Source organism: Paractinoplanes atraurantiacus (assembly GCF_900215205.1).
In the GTDB taxonomy this organism is placed as follows: domain Bacteria; phylum Actinomycetota; class Actinomycetes; order Mycobacteriales; family Micromonosporaceae; genus Actinoplanes; species Actinoplanes atraurantiacus.
This window is the reverse complement of sequence record NZ_OBDY01000009.1, coordinates 113,492-125,786: the sequence shown is the minus strand read 5'-3', so window position 1 is coordinate 125,786 and position 12,295 is coordinate 113,492. Positions and strand designations below refer to the sequence as shown.

The window sequence follows — 12,295 nt, the reverse complement described above, 5'->3', positions numbered from 1 at the left end:
GCCCGATTCTGGCGCCGGGTGCGGCGGAGGGCATCGTGCCGATGGAGACACTCCGGGCTGCTGCGGACGTGGTAGCCGGGTGGGAAAGTGCCCACGTTGGGAGGAGTCGCCCGGGTCCGGTCCGCGGCTAAGGTGCCCGCATGGGCTCTGCGCGCATCGATGCCCGGGACGCGGCGGTCGCGGTGGGGATCGCGGTGGTTCTGCTGACGGCGGGGCTGGCCGAGGGGAACGGGGCCGGAAACCCGCTCGGGTACGGTCTGCTGGTCGCCGGTGGGCTGGTGCTCGCCGTGCGCCGCCGGGCGCCCGTGGTCGCGCTCGCCGGTGCCGGGGCGTGTGCCGTCGGCTATCAGGCGGCCGGGTTCGATGTCTTCGCCGTCGCCTACCTGGTCGCCGTCTATTCGGCCGTGCGGGCCGGGCGGCGTCTCGTCACCGTGGTGACCAGCGTCGTCATATTGGCCGCTCTTCCCGTGGCGGCGATGGTCAGCGGCGGTGCGGGGGAGGCCTTTGTGCGGGCCCGCGGCGTTCTCGAGCTGGCCTGGCTGATCGCGGCCGGCGCCGCCGGTGAGGCGCTGCGGCAGGCCGAGCGGCGGGCCGACGAGGCCGAGCGGACCCGGGAGGAGATCGCTCGGCGGCGGGCCGGTGAGGAGCGGCTGCACATCGCGCGGGAGCTGCACGACTCGCTCACCCACCAGATCTCGGTGATCAAGGTGCAGTCGGAGGCGGCCGTGCACGTCGCCGAGAAGCGGGGCGAGCCGGTGCCCGACGCCCTGCTGGCCATTCGTGAGGCCGGTCGCGAGGCTTCCCGCGAGCTGCGCGCCACCCTCGAGGCGCTGCGAGATGACAACCTTTTCCCGCCGTACGGGGTCGAGCAGCTCCCCGACCTGGTGCGGCAGGCCCGCGCGGGCGGGCTCGACGCCACCCTCACGGTCGACGGCCGCCGCCGGGGCGTGCCCGACGCGGTCGACCGCACCGCCTACCGGATCGTGCAGGAGTCGCTGACCAACATCGCGCGGCACGCACGGGCCGGCGCGGCGTCGGTCCGGGTCGGCTACCGGCCCGAGGCGATGACCATCCAGGTCGACGACGACGGTGCCGCCGGCCCGGGAGACACACCTGGTAACGGGGTCGGGCTGCTCGGCATGCGCGAGCGGGTGACCGCGCTCGGCGGGGACCTGCGGGCCGGGCCGCGCGACGGCGGGGGCTTCTCGGTGCGGGCGGAGCTGCCGTTGGACCGTACACAATGATCAAGGTCTTGCTCGTCGACGATCAGCCGCTGATCCGCAGCGGTTTCCGGGCGCTGCTCGAGGTTGAGGACGACATCGAGGTGGTCGGCGAGGCCGGTGACGGCGTCGAGGCCCTGGCCCTGGCCCGGCGGCACCGGCCCGACGTGGCGCTGATGGACGTGCGGATGCCGGTCGTGGACGGCGTCGAGGCGACCCGGCGCATCGCGGCCGACCCCGAGCTGGCCGGGGTGCACGTCGTCATCCTGACCAACTACGGGCTCGAGGAATACGTCTTCCACGCGCTGCGCGCCGGCGCGGCCGGTTTTCTGGTCAAGGACGTCCAGCCCGAGGATTTCCTGCACGCCGTACGGGTCGCGGCCCGCGGCGACGCGCTCCTCGCGCCGTCGATCACGCGCCGGCTGATCGACCGCTACGTCGACCAGCCCCGGCCCTTGGCCTCCGGCCCGCCGCCGCTGGCCGAACTGACCAACCGCGAGCGCGAGGCCGTCGCCCTGGTCGCCCAGGGCCTGTCCACCGATGAGATCGCCGGCCGCATGGTGATCAGCCCGGTGACCGCGAAGACCCACGTCAACCGGGCGATGACCAAGCTGCACGTCCGCGACCGGGCGCAACTGGTGGTGATCGCCTATGAGAGCGGCCTGGTCACTGCATCGTCGAGTGGGCGTCGAACTTGGTCGTAGACCGCCACTGGTCGTAAGGGACGTTGGTCTCCGACGTCGTCCCGTTCAGCACCGCGAACGCGTTCTCGCCGGTCTGGTACGTGTTGTCGTCGATCGTCAGGTTCGGCTTGCCGCTGTCGATCTGGAGGCGGTAGACGACCGTGCCGGAGTTGCGGAAGACGGTGTTGCCGGTGATCTTCAGGCCCTCGATGCTGCCGGCGAAGTCGCTGCCCGTGGCCAGCAGGAACGTGAACTTCTGCATGCCGCTGAAGTTGTTGTTGCTGACCGTGTTGCCGGCCGCGCACCGCAGCACGAGGCCGGTGTCGCTGTCGAAGCCGGTCGGTCCGTTGCCGCCGATCGCCCGGTTGCCGGTGAAGACGTTGTTCGCACAGCCGCCGCGACCGCCGGTGCCGGTCTCCAGGACGCCGTCGTTGGCCTCGAACGTGTTGCCGGTGATGGTCAGGTTGGCCGCGTCGTAGATCTCGATGCCGCCGCCGTCGGTGCCGTAGTCGGAGGAGGGACCGTGGTTGTCGCGGACGGTGTTGTTGCGGAACACCGGTCCCGGGTTGGCCTGCACGAAGGTCGCGGCCAGCCCGTACCCACCGAAATCGTCGTCCTTCGCCGTGCTGTTCTGCACGATGACGTCCTGGTCGTGCACGTTGTTGCCGTCGACGACGACGCCCTGCCCGCCGCCGCTGACCACGATGCCGGCGCCGTTGCGCATGACCTCCGAGCCGGTGACGTGCACGTCCTGCGAGTCGGTGACCAGGATGCCGTAGCAGCCGACCTGGAGGCCGGCCGAGTTCGTGCCGTGGCTGTCCCGCACGGTCACGCCGCTGACCGTGACGTCGCTGGTCTTGTGCACGCGGATGCCGCTGCCGTGGTCGCCGGTGATGTCCACGTCCGCGTTCGGCTTGGGCACGCACCCCCGTACGGTCAGATCGGCGATGGTCGTCCCGCTCGCCGCGACCAGAATGCCGTCGCGGACCCCGGACACGCCCTTGACGGTCGCGTGCTCCTTCGGCGCGCTCATCACGGTCAGGTTGGGCCGGGCGACGGTGAACGGGTCGTACGTGCCGTCCCGAACGAAGATCTTGGCACCGGCCGGCGCCACCTCGACCGCGTGCGCGATCGACCGCCAGGGGTGCTCGGGGGAGCCGTCGGCGTCGTCGGTGCCGCGTGTCGAGACCCAATAGCCCGGGCCGGCGGCGTCGACGTCCGGTGGGCCCTCGTGGAAGAAGAGGCGATATCCGCCGGCGGCGACGGCACCGAGCAGCAGAACGGCGAGCAGGATGAGCCACCGGCGGCCGGGGCCACCGGCGCGGTGCGTTCCGCTCACCCGGCGAAGAGGGGGTCGGCCGACATCGCCTGGTACGCCTTCAGCGAGGCGGCGGTCGAGTCGATGCGCCACTTCTCGGTGGAGCCGGGATGGATGTCGGTGTCGAACCAGCAGACCGCGCCGACCGCCGGACGGCTCTTCATCCACTGGTGGAAGGCGTTGATCCAGTCGGGTTTCGTGCTGCCGCCGCGGTCGGTGACGGCGACCTCGGTGATCATGATGGGCTTGCGGGCCGAGTACGTCTCGTAGAACTGGTCGAACATCTCGCCCGGCGTCTGGTCCTCGGCGTAGCCGGAGACGCCGGCCCAGTCCACGTACTCGTCACCGGGGTAGTAGTTCGGAAAGGCGTTCCAGTCCTCGTCGGGGTAGGAGTTCCAGTTCGGGCTCCAGACCCAGCTCACGTTGTCCGCGCCCTCGTCGCCGAAGATCTTGTGGATCCGCCGGTACGCCGTCACGTACCCCGCCGCGTCCTGGTCGTTCGAGGGCCCGCCCCACTGGTAGTAGTCCCGGTTCATGTCCCAGGCCCAGCGCAGCATGGTCGGGACCTTGCGCTGCGCCATCCGGCGGGCCGCCTTGGCGATCAGCTTGTCCGACGAGCCGTTGTTGACCTGCTTGTAGTACGGACCGCGCCACGAGACCATCACCGTGCTGGCCGACGTGACGTACGGCAGCGAGGTCGGCAGCGCGTCGGTCCACGAGTAGAAGCGGTGCACGATCCGCTCGGGACGGCCGAGCTGTTTCTTGCGCAGGGCGATTCCCTCGGCCGTGGTCAAACCCTTGAGCTGGGTGTACGCCCCGAGCAGCACCCTGCTGCTCCGGCCGGCCGATGACGTGGCGCTCGGCGACGGCGCCGGCGGCGACCCGATCGGCGGCGGCACCTCGTCCGAGCGGTACGTCTTGCAGCCGGCCAGGGGGAGGGCGGCCAGCGCGGACAGGCCGAGCAGGCGGCGGCGGTTCATGTCAGGTTCTTTCCGAACGTCCGGGCGACCTTGCGCGCGACCCGCCAGCCGGGCTGGGCGATCTGCTTCACCTTCGGCACCAGGCCGGTCTCGCCGGTACGGACGAGCTCGACGAGGGCGGCGCCGCTGTGGTCGGGGGTGGGCTGGAGGCGGGGCACGGCCAGGCGTTTCTCGGCCGGGGTGTGCAGGCGGCGGCCGACCTCGGTGGCGTTGTCGTAGTCGAGCGACGCCACCAGGTCGCGGACGCGGCGGCTGTTGTAGCCGTGCGGGTAGGCGAACGACCGTACCCGCGTCTGAAGCCGTTGCTCGAGCTGCTGATGGCTGTTGACGATCTCGTCACGGAGCTGCGCCGGCGGCAGCACGTCCAGCGGATGGTGGATCATGCTGTGGTTGCCGATCTCGACACCCGCGTCCCGCACCTCGGCCAGCTCGTCCCAGGTCAGCATCGGCCCGAAGTCGGGCGCCCACGGCCCGAGCCAGCCCGCCGTGCCGCCTAGGTGGCCGACCGACGCGTACAGGGTCGCCCCGGTCCCGGTCTCCTTCAGGATGGGCACGCCCTGGGTGAGGAAGTCGCGGTAGCCGTCGTCGAACGTGACCGCGACCAGCCTCTCGGTGCTGCCCCGGTCGAGCAGCTCGAGCGCCTCGGTCAGGCCGACCAGGCGGTAACCGGCCTCGCCGAGCGCGCTCAACTGCTCCCGCAGCAGCTCCGGCGGCACGGCGAGATCACGCATCGGGCCACCGACAGCTGACACGGAGTGGTACATGAGCGCTGGCAACACGGTCACGCGGGCGTCCTCCTCAAGATCCACGCTACGTCCCTCTACCGAAAGTCGTAGTCGAACTCCCGCTCCAGGCAGAGGCGCGAAACAGCTACACCCGGAAGGGTGAGGTTATGACATTTGATCCACTGCGCTGCGCCGAGGCCGCAGGTCAGGCGGCATTTGTGCTCGGAGTCGCAGTGCTCCCGGTGGCCTGGCGCGGTCTCGACGGCGCGGTCGGCGCGGTGCTGATAATGATGCTGATCATCATCACGGCCGGTTTCTACGCGCTGCACGCGGTCACCTACGACGCGCTGCGGATTTTGAACTCCCGCGCCACCACACCCGTATCTCCGGTCGACGACGGTTCGCTGCACCACCGGGAGCGATCGAGATGTTCCGACTTATCTACCTGCACACCGAAAGCGGCACCCCGCGCATCAGCGTCGAGTCCGGCAACTACGCCAGCGCGCGCAACGCGCTGACCCGATACCGCAGCGCTCCCGCCGCGTACTTCGGCGTCGGCCGCTTCGACCACGAGGGCACGCTGGCCGAGATCATCCTGGACCGGCTCTGCGGGCCGCTCGGCGAGTGCCCGCGCCCGGCCACCCTGGTGCACGCGGCGACCTATCACCGGCTCTGCGAGACCTGCGCCGAGGGCCTGGACGTGCTGACCGTGCCCGAGCTGGCCCGCCTGCTCGGCATCGCCTGCCGCCTCGCACCCGTCCCGGCCCGGGCCGGACGGCACGCGGCACCCGAGGAGCCGTCGCCGGCCGGCAACCGGATCGCCCGCGAGCTGGCCACCCGCGTCGACGACCCGGGCTGGCGGCGGGAGCTGTGCGCGGAGCTGGTGCGCACCCCGGGCGCGGTGAACGGCCTGCTCATCGGGGTCGGCGCGCTGACGCACCGGGACGTGCTCGACCTCTACCCGCGGCTGCGCGCGCTCGCCGACGAGCTGCCCGCCTGCGTGCGCGAGGAGCTGTCGCGGGCCACGTCGCGGCCGCTGTCACCAGCCGGGGTGGCCGGTCTGCGCCTCGGGCTGTCGCACTAAGCGGCCCCTCGGAAAGACGCGGAGCAGCGAGCCGTCGCGCTCGCGGACGTAGAGCCGGTCGTCCGGCGACCACCGCACGCCGACCACGGCGGTGAGACCGGCGGCATACACCTGAGGCCTCTGACCCGGCACCACCCGCCACAGACGCGCCCGGCCCGGGACGAACGTGGTCTCGCCGACGTAGAAGGCGCCGTCCGGGCCCAGCGCGACGCTGCTGGCCACCGGGCGCAGCGCGAGCGGGCCCGCCCAGGGGAAGACGGCGACCGTGCAGCGGCGGCCGCGGGGCGCGATGCGGACGAGTGACGAGCCCTCGGTGACGTAGACGCGGCCGTGCGGATCGACTTCCTGCTTTCCCTGCTGAGCCGGCACCCCGAGAAGGGTCGCGGTCAGCAGGGCAACCAATGTGATCATTTCTTACCCCCGTGCCACCGATTCTGTTTTTCCGGCGGCGGGGCCGCAGTCCTTGATCCGACCCCCGTCCGGGTAGGTTCCGGCCATGAACATCACGTTCGAGGCGCTGGTGGAGCGGGCACGGTCGCTCGTGCCGGCCGGCGGGCGGGCGGTGCTCGGCATCGCGGGGGCGCCTGGTGCGGGTAAGACGACGCTGGCCGAGGAGCTGGCCTCCCGGTTCGGGAGCTGGGCCGCGCATGTGCCGATGGACGGCTTCCACCTGGCCGATGTCGAGCTTTCGCGGCTCGGGCGGCGTGATCGCAAGGGGGCGCCGGACACTTTTGATCCGCTCGGCTATGCGGCGCTTCTCCGCCGGCTGCTGGCCGACGAGGAGGACGTGATCTACGCGCCCGGGTTCGAGCGGGTGATCGAGCAGCCGGTCGCTGGGACCATTCCGGTTGTTCGCGAGGCGCGCCTGATCATCAGCGAGGGCAATTACCTGCTCCTCGACGATCCGTTGTGGCGGCCTCTGCGGGATTTGTTCACCGAGGTTTGGTACGCGGATCTTGACCAGGAGACTCGGATTTCACGCCTTATTTCGCGTCATGTCCGGTTTGGTAAAGACTTGTCGGCCGCGTCGGAATGGGCGACGGGGACCGACGAACGCAACGCTGTCCTCATCGCCGCTACTCGTCCCCGGGCCGACCTCGTGGTCCCGGCGTCCGTTATCCACAGGGTCGGCAACCCTCCGGCCTGAAGTGGCATGCTTTCACTCGTGTCCGTAGGTGAAGCAGTCGAGACCGAGCCACGCCGCCGCCCGTCGCGGGCCATCCGCTTCGGGTTGATCCTCGTCGCGGTGCTGGCGCTGCTGTTCGGCGTGCCCTGGTGGACGCTGATCGGCGGCGGCAACGACTGGCCCACAGCGGTCTTCGTGACCGGCACGGTCGTCTTCGGGGTGGTGCTGGTCTCGTTCCCGCTGCTGATGTTCAGCGGCCACGGCCGCAACCATCGCGACCTGCCCGCGGTGATCGCCGACACCACCCTCGGCGTCGTCTGGGTCCTGTTCGTCCAGTCGATCCTCGGCCAGGTGCTCGCCCTGATCCTCTGGGCCTTCGGGGTCGGCGACCCGGCTCGCTACCGCATCGCCACGCTGGTGGTCGCGGTGGTCTCGCTGGTGCTGCTGATTTGGGGGTACGCCGAAGCGAGGCGCGTCCCGCGGGTCCGCCGGGTCGACGTGACCCTGCCGCGCCTGGGCGCCGGTCTCGACGGTCTGCGCCTGGTGCTGCTCACCGACACCCATTACGGCCCGATCGAGCGTTCGCGCTGGTCGCGCAAGGTGACCGAGGTGGTGAACTCGCTGGACGCCGACGTGGTCGCCCACACCGGCGACATCGCCGACGGCGAGGTGGCCCAGCGGCGTTCCCAGGCGGCCCCGCTGGCCGACATCCAGGCGTCGATGGCCCGCGTCTACGTGACCGGCAACCACGAATACTTCAGCGGCGCCCAGCGCTGGGTCGAGCACATGGCCTCCCTGGGCTGGGAGGCCCTGCACAACCGCCACGTCGAGGTCACCCGCGACGGCGCTTCCCTGGTCATCGCCGGCGTCGACGACCGCACGGCGGCCGGCTCAGGCGTGCCCGGCCATCACGCCGACCACGAGGCGGCCCTGGAGGGCGCCGACCCGTCCCTGCCCGTCCTGCTGCTGGCCCACCAGCCCGCCCAGATAGCCGGCGCGGTCGCCCACGGCGTCGACCTGCAGATCTCCGGCCACACCCACGGCGGCCAGATGTGGCCCTTCCACTACCTGGTCCGCCTCGACCAGCCCGTCCTGCAGGGCTTGTCCCGCCATTCAGAGCGCACCCAGCTCTACACAAGCCGCGGCACAGGCTTCTGGGGCCCCCCGTTCCGCATCTTCGCCCCCAGCGAGATAACCCTCCTGACCTTGCATGCCACCTGACCTACGCCTGGCCCCCGGCTACGGCCTGGCCGGCGCCCTACCCCCACCACCCACCACCACCCCCAGCCCACCCGTCACCACCCCTAGCCCACCACCCACCGCGCCCGGCCTTCTCACCCCACCGTCCGCAGCGCCAGCCGTTCCCGCTCCACCATCCGCAGCGCCGGGCGTTGCCGCTCCACCGTCCGCAGCGCCGGGCGTTGCCGCTCCACCGTCCGCAGCGCCGGGCGTTGTTGGTCCGCCGTCCGCAGGGCCGGGCGGTGCCAGCCCACCAACCGCCACGCCCGGCCTTCTCGGCCCGCCGTCCGCGACGCTGCGCCTTCCCGGTCCGCTGCCCGCCCTACCCGGCCTCCTCGACCCAGCATCCGCAGCGCCAGGCCCTCCGGATCCGCCGCCCGCCGCGCCCGGTCTTCTCGATGTACCGTCCGCGGCGTCGGGTGTTGCTGGTCCGCCGTCCGCGGCGCCTGGTGGTGCCAGCCCACCGCCCGCCGCGCCCGGCCTTTCCGACCCACCGCCCGCTGTGCCGGGTGTTGCAGGCTCTCCGCCCGCCAGGCCCGGCCTTCCCGACTCGCCGTCTGCCGCGCCTGGCCTTCCCGGCCCGCCGTCTGCCGCGCCCGGCCTTCCCGGCCCGCCGTCTGCGGTGGCGGCTGTTTCGGGTCCGCCTTCCGCCGCGCCGGGTGCTTCGAGCCCACCTCCTGCGGTGCCTGGCGTTTCCGGTTTGCCGTCCGCCCCGCCCGGCGTTTCCGGTTCGCCGGCCGCCGTGCCCGGCGTTTCCGTCTCACCTCCCACCGCAGCCGGCGCGTCCAGTGCGCCACTTGCTGCGGCGGGTGGTCCCAGCGCGCAACCTCTCACGCCCGGCGTTCCCAGCCCACCGGCCGGGCCGGGCGGTGTCCTCGACTGGCCGTCCACCCCAACCCACCCCCTCAGCCCGTCGGCCGGGCCGGGCGGTGTCCTTGAGTCGCGGTCCACTCCGACCCGGCCTCTGAGCTCGTCGGCTGGGCCGGGTGGTGTCCTTGAGTCGCCGTCCGCCCTCACCCGCCCGTCGGTCGGGTCGGGTGGCTTCGGTGAACGCGCGGGTGCGGACATTTCGGGTGTTGGGGGCGCCTGGGTCTCCTCGGACGTGCGGGACTCTTCGGAGGGCGGAGCCGTGGTGGGCGCGCGGGGTGTGGGTGGGCGCGACGATGCGTACTGGATGCGGCAGGCGTTGCTCTGTGCGATGGCGGCCGAAGGGCGGGCCAGCCCGAATCCGACCGTCGGGGCGGTGATCGTCAAGGACGGGGTGCTGATCGCGGCGGGAGCTACGGAGCCCTACGGCGGCCGCCATGCTGAACGCTGTGCGATCGACAGCGTGGCCGACCGGGCGGTACTGCGTGGGGCGACCATCTACACGACGCTCGAGCCGTGCGCGCACTGGGGGAAGCAGCCGCCCTGCGCCGACCTGGTGGCCTCGTGCGGGTTTGCCCGGTGTGTCTCCGGTCTTCGTGATCCTGACCCGCGCGTGGCCGGCGTCGGTCTCGAACGCGTTCGTGCCGCGGGTACCGAGGTCGGCTTCGGCCCGCTCCGCAACGAGCTTCTGGCCTGGCATCTGCCCTATCTCACCCAGCGCCTCACCGGGCGGCCGCTGATCACCGCCATGACCGCCGCCGCGGCCGCCCTTCCGTACCGCGACCGGCTGCGCCGCCAATGCGACGTCCTGATCACCGGGCTGCCGACGGTGGCGCCGCTGGAGCCCGGTCCGTGGCGCGGCGTCATCTGGTGGGACCTGAACGGCCGTACCACCAATCTGACCTCCGATGAGAGCCGCGACCTGAGCGCACAAGCCCGAGCCCTGGGTGTCCCGGTGATTCTCGTCGCTCCCCGGACCTCCTCGCTGCCGAACGTCACCCACGTCGTGCCGCCGGCCGGGTCCGCGGCGGGCTGGTTGCGGTCCTACTCGGCGAGCGCCGAGCTGGCCGCGGTGATCGGTGAGCAGCCCAACTGGCTGCTGGTCGACGACTATCCCGAGCTGGCCGGCGTGCTGGCGGCCGGCCACGGCCTCGACGTCGTTCACGCTTTCGACGGTTCCCGGCCGCCGGCCGGCGACCTGATCGAGATCACGCAGGACGAGCTGATCGCTGAGTATTGCGCCCCGGAGCTTCTGTCAGTTCTTGCCGGCACCACGTGGTGACGAGCGCGTCTATAGGCTTGACGGGTGAGTCATTTTGATGTTCTTGTCCTCGGTGCCGGGCCCGGGGGATATGTCGCCGCCATCCGCGCTGCGCAGCTCGGCAAGACGGTTGCCGTGGTCGAGCACAAATACTGGGGCGGGGTCTGCCTCAACGTGGGTTGTATCCCGTCCAAGGCGCTGCTGCGCAACGCCGAGATCGCGCACATCATCACGCACGAGAAGAAGACGTTCGGGATCGAGGGGGACGCCACCATGTCCTTCCCGCCGACCCACCAGCGCAGCCGCAAGGTGGCCGAGGCCAGCGCCAAGGGCGTCCACTTCCTGATGAAGAAGAACGCGATCACCGAGATCAACGGCTGGGGCACGCTGACCGGGCCGAAGTCGATCGACGTCGACGGCGAGCAGCACACGTTCGACAACCTGATCATCGCTACCGGCGCCACCGTGCGGATGCTGCCCGGCATGGCGACCAGCCAGAACGTCGTCACGTACGAGGAGCAGATCCTCGACGAGAAGCTCCCCGGCTCGATCATCATCGGCGGGTCGGGCGCGATCGGCGTCGAGTTCGCCTACGTGATGGCCAACTTCGGCGTCGACGTGACGATCGTCGAGTTCCTCGACCGGATGGTGCCCACCGAGGACGCTGACGTGTCGAAGGAGCTGTTCAAGCACTACCGCAAGCTGGGCGTGAAGGTGCTGCTGGGCACCAAGGTGGAGCAGGTCGAGGACACCGGCACCGGCGTGCGCGTCACGGTCAGCCCGGCCGGCGGCGGCGAGTCGAAGGTGCTCGAGGCCGACCGGATGCTGGCCGCCTTCGGTTTCGCCCCGCGCATCGAGGGCTACGGGCTGGAGGCGGCCGGGGTCAAGCTCACCGACCGCGGCGCGATCGAGGTCGACGCCCGGGGCCGCACGAACGTCGACGGCGTCTACGCCATCGGTGACGTGACCGCGAAGCTGATGCTCGCGCACACCGCCGAGGCGATGGGCGTGGTGGCCGCCGAGACGATCGCCGGCGCCGAGACCCAGGAGATCAACTTCGACATGATCCCGCGGGCCACGTTCTGCCAGCCGCAGATCGCCTCGTTCGGCTATTCCGAGCAGCAGGCCCGGGACAAGGGGTACGACGTCAAGGTCGCCCAGTTCCCCTTCTCGGCCAACGGCAAGGCCCGGGGCATGGCCGAGACCGCCGGCTTCGTCAAGATCGTCGCCGACGCCGAGCACAACGAGATCATCGGCGCCCACCTGATCGGCCCCGAGGTCACCGAGCTGCTGCCGGCCCTCACCCTGGCCCAGATGTGGGACCTGACGGCCGACGAGGTGGCCCGCAACGTCTTCGCCCACCCGACCTTGTCCGAGGCGGTCAAGGAGGCCATCGAGGGCATCGCCGGCCACATGATCAACCTGTGACGCGCTCGCGCATGGGGGCGGGCGGCGACGACTCCGTGATCAGCGGGGTGCCGACGGTGGCGCGAAGGGCGTAGGCGAAACGGTGCGAGCCTGTGCCGACCGGGTGACCGCGGGCAGATCGGTCCCATCACCCGGACGGCGCAGGTGAGCCGCCCTTCGCCGGGCATCAGATACGGCGGCGCGCGGTTCTCGAGCGCCTCCCTCGCCTGGGCCGTCAGCTCGCTGCGTACGGCGTCAGGAAGTTGGTTCTCCTGGTCCGTACGATGTCGGCCGGCCCACCAGATGACGACGCCGGCTGCCCAGAACCGACGCCTCACCCGCGTGACGTCCGGCCGGTCCATGAACCGAAGGATGCGCCATTCCA

The 12,295-nt window shown here is 71.2% G+C and carries 12 protein-coding genes; 7 read left to right on the top strand and 5 right to left on the bottom strand.

What is annotated here, in order from left to right; all coding sequences use genetic code 11:
- Positions 1-140 precede the first annotated feature (140 nt).
- Together CRP55_RS21680 and CRP55_RS21675 are read left to right on the top strand one after the other, a co-directional pair.
- The gene (locus tag CRP55_RS21680; RefSeq protein WP_097321949.1) at positions 141-1,244 is read left to right on the top strand and encodes a sensor histidine kinase; all 1,104 of its coding nucleotides are present in this window, start codon (positions 141-143) and stop codon (positions 1,242-1,244) included.
- Positions 1,241-1,924 (top strand): response regulator, encoded by a 684-nt coding sequence (locus tag CRP55_RS21675; RefSeq protein ID WP_097321948.1) that lies wholly within the window; start codon positions 1,241-1,243, stop codon positions 1,922-1,924. The genes CRP55_RS21680 and CRP55_RS21675 overlap by 4 nt, the downstream gene beginning before the upstream one ends.
- Here CRP55_RS21675 and CRP55_RS21670 read toward each other — a convergent pair.
- The 4 genes from CRP55_RS21670 to CRP55_RS52215 all read right to left on the bottom strand — a co-directional run bounded on the left by CRP55_RS21670 (position 1,887) and on the right by CRP55_RS52215 (position 5,255).
- Positions 1,887-3,242 carry a right-handed parallel beta-helix repeat-containing protein gene (locus CRP55_RS21670; protein ID WP_097321947.1) on the bottom strand — a complete coding sequence of 452 codons (1,356 nt, stop codon included), beginning with the start codon at positions 3,240-3,242 and terminating at the stop codon, positions 1,887-1,889. The genes CRP55_RS21675 and CRP55_RS21670 overlap by 38 nt on opposite strands.
- Positions 3,239-4,201, bottom strand: coding sequence for a glycoside hydrolase family 26 protein (locus tag CRP55_RS21665; protein ID WP_097321946.1), 963 nt, complete (start codon positions 4,199-4,201; stop codon positions 3,239-3,241). Before CRP55_RS21665 ends, CRP55_RS21670 begins: the two co-directional genes overlap by 4 nt.
- Entirely contained in the window at positions 4,198-4,932 is a 735-nt protein-coding gene (locus CRP55_RS21660; protein ID WP_179855284.1) for a polysaccharide deacetylase family protein, read from the bottom strand. Before CRP55_RS21660 ends, CRP55_RS21665 begins: the two co-directional genes overlap by 4 nt.
- Positions 4,933-5,021: 89 nt before the next feature.
- On the bottom strand, positions 5,022-5,255 hold the full coding sequence (locus CRP55_RS52215; RefSeq protein ID WP_143234800.1) for a hypothetical protein: 234 nt from the start codon (positions 5,253-5,255) through the stop codon (positions 5,022-5,024).
- 98 nt (positions 5,256-5,353) lie between these two features.
- Between CRP55_RS52215 and CRP55_RS21655 the strand changes: the two genes are divergently transcribed.
- Positions 5,354-6,010 (top strand): hypothetical protein, encoded by a 657-nt coding sequence (locus CRP55_RS21655; protein WP_097321944.1) that lies wholly within the window; start codon positions 5,354-5,356, stop codon positions 6,008-6,010.
- Here the strand turns inward: CRP55_RS21655 and CRP55_RS21650 are convergent.
- Positions 5,966-6,421, bottom strand: coding sequence for a hypothetical protein (locus CRP55_RS21650; protein ID WP_097321943.1), 456 nt, complete (start codon positions 6,419-6,421; stop codon positions 5,966-5,968). The genes CRP55_RS21655 and CRP55_RS21650 overlap by 45 nt on opposite strands.
- Before the next feature lie 85 nt (positions 6,422-6,506).
- On the opposite strand from CRP55_RS21650, the gene CRP55_RS21645 reads away from it, so the two are divergent.
- The 4 genes from CRP55_RS21645 (at position 6,507) to lpdA (ending at position 11,931) form a co-directional block, all read left to right on the top strand.
- Positions 6,507-7,157 carry a nucleoside/nucleotide kinase family protein gene (locus CRP55_RS21645; RefSeq protein WP_179855283.1) on the top strand — a complete coding sequence of 217 codons (651 nt, stop codon included), beginning with the start codon at positions 6,507-6,509 and terminating at the stop codon, positions 7,155-7,157.
- An 18-nt stretch (positions 7,158-7,175) separates the two neighbouring features.
- The gene (locus CRP55_RS21640) at positions 7,176-8,357 is read left to right on the top strand and encodes a metallophosphoesterase (RefSeq protein ID WP_245923266.1); all 1,182 of its coding nucleotides are present in this window, start codon (positions 7,176-7,178) and stop codon (positions 8,355-8,357) included.
- A gap of 1,120 nt (positions 8,358-9,477) precedes the next feature.
- Positions 9,478-10,524: a bifunctional diaminohydroxyphosphoribosylaminopyrimidine deaminase/5-amino-6-(5-phosphoribosylamino)uracil reductase RibD gene (locus tag CRP55_RS21635; RefSeq protein ID WP_143234798.1), complete on the top strand. Its 1,047-nt coding sequence runs from the start codon at positions 9,478-9,480 to the stop codon at positions 10,522-10,524.
- A 24-nt stretch (positions 10,525-10,548) separates the two neighbouring features.
- A complete protein-coding gene (gene lpdA / locus CRP55_RS21630; protein ID WP_097321940.1) occupies positions 10,549-11,931 on the top strand; it encodes a dihydrolipoyl dehydrogenase in 1,383 nt (460 codons plus the stop codon).
- Positions 11,932-12,295: the final 364 nt, after the last annotated feature.